The organism is Thermofilum sp. (assembly GCF_038871435.1).
Taxonomy (GTDB): domain Archaea; phylum Thermoproteota; class Thermoprotei; order Thermofilales; family Thermofilaceae; genus Thermofilum; species Thermofilum adornatum.
Genome location: NZ_JAVZIC010000016.1, coordinates 1 through 6395 on the forward strand (window position 1 = coordinate 1; position 6395 = coordinate 6395).

A 6395-nucleotide genomic window follows, 5' to 3' on the forward strand; every position below is an offset into this window, starting at 1 on the left:
GAAAACCCTTGGGCCCGTAGCGCAGTTAGGAAGCGCGGCGGCCTTCTAGGCCGAAAAACCGCGAACAACACAAAACACGAAGAAAGCCGCAGGTCCCGGGTTCAAATCCCGGCGGGCCCGCCATCAAGACATTATAGTATACAATAAACACAAGACCCACAACCAGAACCCTTGCAAGACCCAAGCAACAATATTGAAGCCTCAAGGCATCGGAAATCCAAAAAGTGTTCTCTGCGGTTTATTCCAAAAATTTTTCAATAGTCAAATTTTCTCTAGACCAGTTTCCAGACCTACATAAAATTTAACTATATATAATTCAAATTTACACTTGTGAAGGTTGTAACTTTTCTTAGCGTGAAGGGCGGCGTAGGCAAGACAACTCTGACAGTCAATACAGCTAACGAGCTGGCGACAAAAATAGGGGGATCAGACAAAGTACTCATAATAGATCTAGACGCCCAGGCTGGGGCATCCGTATATCTATTAGGGTACGATCAACAACAAGCCCTTGAAAAACAAAACCAAACAATCCACGAATTACTAGACAAGACAATAAACAACCAGGACCCCAACATCTCTAAATATATAATAAACCCGTATAAAACAAACCCATCCAGCGGTTGGAGTCCAAGGCTCGACATTATAGTTGGGGACTCAAGGATAATAGACCTTGAAAGAGAAATCATTTCTCGATCTGCCGCAAAAGGGTTCGGGTGGAGCCTCATACTGTACCAGTTATTGACGAAGCTTTCACAGCTCAACTATAGCTTCATATTCATAGACCCGCCGGCAACTCTTGGCGCCCTTTCAAGAATGGCGCTAGGCGCAAGCAACTACTTCCTTATTCCACTCATTCCAGACGACTTCGGCCGCGTCACAGTGGGCATGTTCACAAAGGACTTCTTCAACCAAGCATTCTACGAGATCGCACTCGCTGGACGACAAGACCGACCACTATGCGGAGGCATAGTCTTCAACAAGATAAAGACAAGCACCCATGCCAAAATAGCAGACGAGATAGCCGACGAGATACGCGGCAAGAAGCTCTACGACAAATACTCCATACCAGTCTACAAGACTAAGCTCTACGACAGAATAGCATACGTCAAATCACTAGAAGAACACAAACCCCTGTACAAAATTGGAGACAAAAAAGCAGAGGAAGAGTTCCAAAGCTTCTTCGACGAATTCTACGACTACGTGGTAAGAGACAAGGCAAAAGGGTGAAAAAACTGCAGGACTTCGCCAGTGAAGAGGAGGCCTACAAATACATATCCCACGTCTTGAGCGAAAAAGGCTACAAAGTAAAAAGAATAATGAGCGGGAAGGGAAAACAATCCCCAGATGCGGACATTGAGCTAGAGAAAAACAATGAGAAGATAGCCATCGAAGTAAAATACTTCAAAGACGCACCTAAATTCTACTTGGGACTGGATGAAGCGCTTGCGCTCCTTCTTCATGGCTATGACAAGGTCTACCTGTTGCACGTGCTCGACACAGCGCTAAGCGATAAATGCGAGAACCATGTTTCCAAAGCTCTAGCCATCATAAACTTAACGCCTATTGGTTACATGTTCATGATTGGGCGGGGAGACCCCAAGATCCTCAGGGAAGCCTTAAGAAACCCTCTAAAGATGGACCCCCACCTTCACGAGTCGCACAGCCAAAGCATTCACTAAAGGACATGCTTCGAGACACCCACGACATTATCTTCCATTGTAGCTCAGTGGACTCGTAATGATCGAAAATTCACGTTGATATTAGAGAACCACCAAACCATGACCCTTTGATAAACGCGTTACAAAACTCACTAAAAAACAGCCCCAACAGTGCCATTAATCCGCATACCCACCAGCCACCCACACAATTTTCAACCCATCCTCTCCTGGAACCATCCCCTAAAACATACTTCGCCACACCACTTATTCGTCTTTTATCCCGCTACACATTGCCCAAACAAACTAGACCCAGAAAAGCGACTCAAGAACAAAACTACATAATCCAAGAACCAAAAAGCAGAAAAGCCATAAAAACAAAGTTATCACATAGCATAATATCGTTATTATTTATGATAACAATGTTATTACATGTATTTTAAACAGAGAAAAACAAAAATAACAAAGTTATACACAAACATAACAAAATTATTACAAGCCAATTCACAGTACTCAAAAACAGCCCTGCGTCTTCACCTTTCAATTCTTTCTTAGTTGCATCTGCTCTTGATTTTCGGCTTCGCTATTTTCGGCTTCGGCTTCGCCTTCAATTCTTTCTTAGTTGCATCATCGGAAACACTTATTTTCTGGTTTATGTCCTTATTCATCCTTCAATTCTTTCTTAGTTGCATCAGGTGGCTCCGCGCCCTCGAGTCCCCCGCAGACACTCGTGTGCCTTCAATTCTTTCTTAGTTGCATCACACATATTCTTCACACCGCACGAGCTCCAGCCAGTGCTAGCACCCCTTCAATTCTTTCTTAGTTGCATCAGCACGTATATCCACCACATTTTTCTGCACCTCTTTTTTCAACCTTCAATTCTTTCTTAGTTGCATCGTCGAGCGCATGGATTATTCCGAGCGTCACGAAGAACAACCCTTCAATTCTTTCTTAGTTGCATCTCGATATCGTTTTCGACGCCCGCCGAACCCACACAGGACCCTACCTTCAATTCTTTCTTAGTTGCATCTAATCTGGGGCGTGGAATCTATGTAGCCACTTCGTTCACCTTCAATTCTTTCTTAGTTGCATCTACCATGTTTGCTTTTCTAGCAGGTGTAATTTCAAGTACCTTCAATTCTTTCTTAGTTGCATCAGAAGTGGCAGGGGAGGAATTGTATCCGCTTATACGCCCTTCAATTCTTTCTTAGTTGCATCGTAACGAGGCAAAGCACACAGCAATTGATTGCCTACATCCTCTTCCTTCAATTCTTTCTTAGTTGCATCACGGGATATATAGTGGCTACGATATTGGCTTCGTTACAGATACCTTCAATTCTTTCTTAGTTGCATCCAGACAGCTTAAGGAGTTCCAGTTGAGGATGGAGAGGCTCCCCTTCAATTCTTTCTTAGTTGCATCTCAAGCGAGTCTGGGTCACTTGCCTTTGCTTTTTCAAAGCCTTCAATTCTTTCTTAGTTGCATCAGGAGGCGTGACGGGAAGGAATACGAGTATGGCATGGTGTCCTTCAATTCTTTCTTAGTTGCATCAATGAATAGGCAAAGAAAGCTAGGAAAGCTGTTAAAGCAACCTTCAATTCTTTCTTAGTTGCATCGCTAGAATTTTCAAAGCTCGACCTATCCCTTACCAGCTTCGCCTTCAATTCTTTCTTAGTTGCATCTGTGGGAAAATGGTTCAACACCTCAAACTAGATTCAATCTACCTTCAATTCTTTCTTAGTTGCATCAGGATTGGCCTCTTGAAGAAAGCAGATGGGGAAAGCATCCTTCAATTCTTTCTTAGTTGCATCGGCGCTAGGACTTATAAGCATCACCTATAGGATTATCAAGTCCTTCAATTCTTTCTTAGTTGCATCGTTGGCTAATGGGGATGACCAAGGTATACGCGTATGTGACCTTCAATTCTTTCTTAGTTGCATCAACGCAAGGGTTGAGGAATATAGGGAAACACTGCAGTCAATCCTTCAATTCTTTCTTAGTTGCATCCACAGCTATGAAACCAGTAATATTTCTCGATAAATCGCCTTCAATTCTTTCTTAGTTGCATCTATTTCTGGCTTTTGAAGTTTCCAGAGATAAATAGCAATTCCTTCAATTCTTTCTTAGTTGCATCCGAAATGTTTTACTCGGGTGTGGTTTATATGTTTAATGCTTTTTCCTGCAAGAAGTCAGCAAAACAGCCCTAGCACACAAATTTACACATTGGAAACTTCTGAAACTTCCCAGTAGAGAAGCTTCCCGAAACACCCCGTTTGAAGTCGGGACGTTTTCCCGTAAACCTAAATTTAAAATAATCCTCTCGTTGAGAAACTTCATAAACAACTTTTAGTCTTCCTGATAGGAAAACATTGGCAAAAAGCGGCATGCGTTTGCCATAAAAGGTGGTCGTAGTGAAGATTTTCCCTTTTTCCATGTTTTATGTATTTGGTAACTTTCTCTCGAGTTTGGCCGCTCGAGCCCGCACATGTGGGCGCATGACCAGCAGCACTGAGTCTAGGCCCCCTGGGCAACGTGCACCCCCAGGGGCCAAGTGTACACGCCGAGCCCTAGGGATGACCCCCAAGAGTAGTATGCTCGGCGTGGGTAGGGGGGACGCCTATGGCTAGGGGTGGGGCCCGCAGAGAGCCGAGTAGCCTACGGTATGCAAGCCCGTCCGCCAAAAAACAAGTCTTTTTTTCTGGCCCTTTTTTCCCATTTTTTCTTCCCCCTCTTCCCCGCTCCGCCCCCACCCTCATATGGGTGGCGCCCCCCACGATAGGGGGCGGCTTCGACGCCCAAGCCGTGTATGGGAGACCCTGCACGGCTCTGGGCAATGAGGGTCGCGCCATGCCACGGGAGACCCTGGCAGGCGCGGCTAGGGGAAGGGGGTAAGGGGGCCAGCCACAGCCACCGACAGCCATGAACCACACAACTATACATCGCTTAACAAAGGATCCACGACACACGTAAACCTATGAACCCCACGCTCATGCTTACCCATCGCCCCTCACTATCTCCCATGATACACAGCGAGCTACCCGTCCCGCCGGCCCCCGGGGCCTAGCCGTATCCATGCCTCTGCGCGCCCTAAAGGGGCGCCCCCGGAGCCATGGATCCGGGGTGAGCAGGCATGGAGATGGGTACGGCTATAGGCCCCGAGGGCTGGCGGACGGGCTTCACAGGTTCCACACCTGAACTGCTAGCAGAACTATATACTAGAGTAAGTTTGGCCATTGACAAGTTAGATGTCTTCGACGAGTATGCCAAATACTTCCACGAGAAAACCGAAGCAATACTAAGGACATACGATTTGCCACGGGAACAAGAATACCTATTGCTGGACTTCACAGAAAAACTGATTATGTGTCTCTACAGAGCATACCCGCAGGCCGAAGCTAAACTCAAGAAACTTTGGATAGCTCTGGATAACAACACAGTGACTATACGTCCTCCCTTGCATGGTAAAAAAGGCTTATACATACAACCACTAGGCGAAGAATGGCATGTCCAGGCTAGCAGAACTGACGACGATTGGAAGTTCTTCTTGCCTATATATCGTATCAGTGAAAAGGCGACTTTCCCAGATATTTTGAACCTGTCCGGCAAACATTTACAGCATTTGCAGAGTGGATGGCGTGCCTCCGATGAACTCGATGACGGCGGCGCCGCTGCTATGGCCACAACTCAAGGATGGCAAGTTTTCGCTTGGTCAGCAGTGAGATTCGGTGCCATGCGTATCTATCTAGCCGGACTATCATTGAACATGTATGGTGCCACTATTAGGTGGAATCTTTCATCGCTGGTTTGGAGGCAACAATGGAGAGGAAAAGAAGGAAAAAAGCAGGCACAGAAGTTTGCTGATCGTCACTTGCTCGGATTACTGACGTGGTATCTCGGAGATGGAGATGGAGGAATTGACTCAATCTCCTTCAGAATATGCATTGGTAACAAAAAAGTGACAAAGCCAAAAGAAATAGTCCCACAAATACTCAAGGCCGCATACAGAATAGGCTACGGACAATATCTCGACATTCTAGACTTCCGAAAATGGAAAGTATTCAAGCAACTAGCAGTGATAGAGCAACACCCGGTTCGTGCAGAACTGAAAGGCTATACATTTTGGTTGACTTTTTCGCGCACACAATATTCATACAAGATCCATGCACGCACAGCACTTAAAGATCCCGCCGAAGCAGAAAGACTAGCAAAATCCATTGCAGAAATCGGCATACATACGATCATATACACGTGGAAAGATTACTACATACTACAGATAAACACACGTGAAATACTAAAGCTCGTAGAGCGATACAAGGAATGGCGTAAAGCAATCAAAGCTTTAGCACGGAAACAAAACCTAAAGCCGAAAACACCTACACTACACAGGCTGCTCGAGCTCGCGGAAAACCCACCCCAGCCAAAAAAGTCCAGGAGAGGGGCGTCACCCATTATACCCCTTTTGAACCACCGTCCTCGGGGTTATGAGCCCCGCGGGATACCTGGCTTCCCCACCCCGCTACGGATTTTGATATATCAATTCTTTGATAGCGGGGGGTGGACTTTCAGGGGCGGGGTGACGCCCCTGTTATTAGTATTATTATTGGGTTTTTTAAATGTTTTTTGTTATTGGAGTGGTGAGAGTACTGGTGTGGGTCCGAATGGTCCTAGGTGGATGTCTTGTCCTTCGTCTGCTGGGGCTAGGATGAGTCTTAGTCCTAGTGGTTTGTTTTTGGTTGTTTGTG

The 6395-nt window shown here is 45.8% G+C and carries 4 protein-coding genes, 1 tRNA gene and 1 CRISPR repeat array; of the genes, 4 read left to right on the top strand and 1 reads right to left on the bottom strand.

The window, feature by feature from the left end; all coding sequences use genetic code 11:
• Positions 1-10 precede the first annotated feature (10 nt).
• From QXT17_RS09735 to QXT17_RS09745, 3 genes are all read left to right on the top strand, one after another.
• Positions 11-123, top strand: a tRNA-Arg gene (locus QXT17_RS09735).
• 207 nt (positions 124-330) lie between these two features.
• Positions 331-1227 carry a ParA family protein gene (locus QXT17_RS09740; protein ID WP_342815843.1) on the top strand — a complete coding sequence of 299 codons (897 nt, stop codon included), beginning with the start codon at positions 331-333 and terminating at the stop codon, positions 1225-1227.
• Positions 1224-1679, top strand: coding sequence for a hypothetical protein (locus tag QXT17_RS09745; RefSeq protein ID WP_052887201.1), 456 nt, complete (start codon positions 1224-1226; stop codon positions 1677-1679). The genes QXT17_RS09740 and QXT17_RS09745 overlap by 4 nt, the downstream gene beginning before the upstream one ends.
• A 513-nt stretch (positions 1680-2192) precedes the next feature.
• Positions 2193-3787: direct repeats of the CRISPR family, unit length 25 nt; unit sequence CCTTCAATTCTTTCTTAGTTGCATC.
• A 433-nt stretch (positions 3788-4220) separates the two neighbouring features.
• Here QXT17_RS09745 and QXT17_RS09750 read toward each other — a convergent pair.
• Positions 4221-4619, bottom strand: a complete 399-nt coding sequence (locus QXT17_RS09750; protein WP_342815844.1) for a hypothetical protein — start codon at positions 4617-4619, stop codon at positions 4221-4223.
• Between the two features lie 164 nt (positions 4620-4783).
• Here QXT17_RS09750 and QXT17_RS09755 point away from each other — a divergent pair.
• Positions 4784-6395 (top strand): hypothetical protein (locus tag QXT17_RS09755; protein WP_342815845.1); only part of this gene is annotated, 1612 nt, incomplete at its 3' end.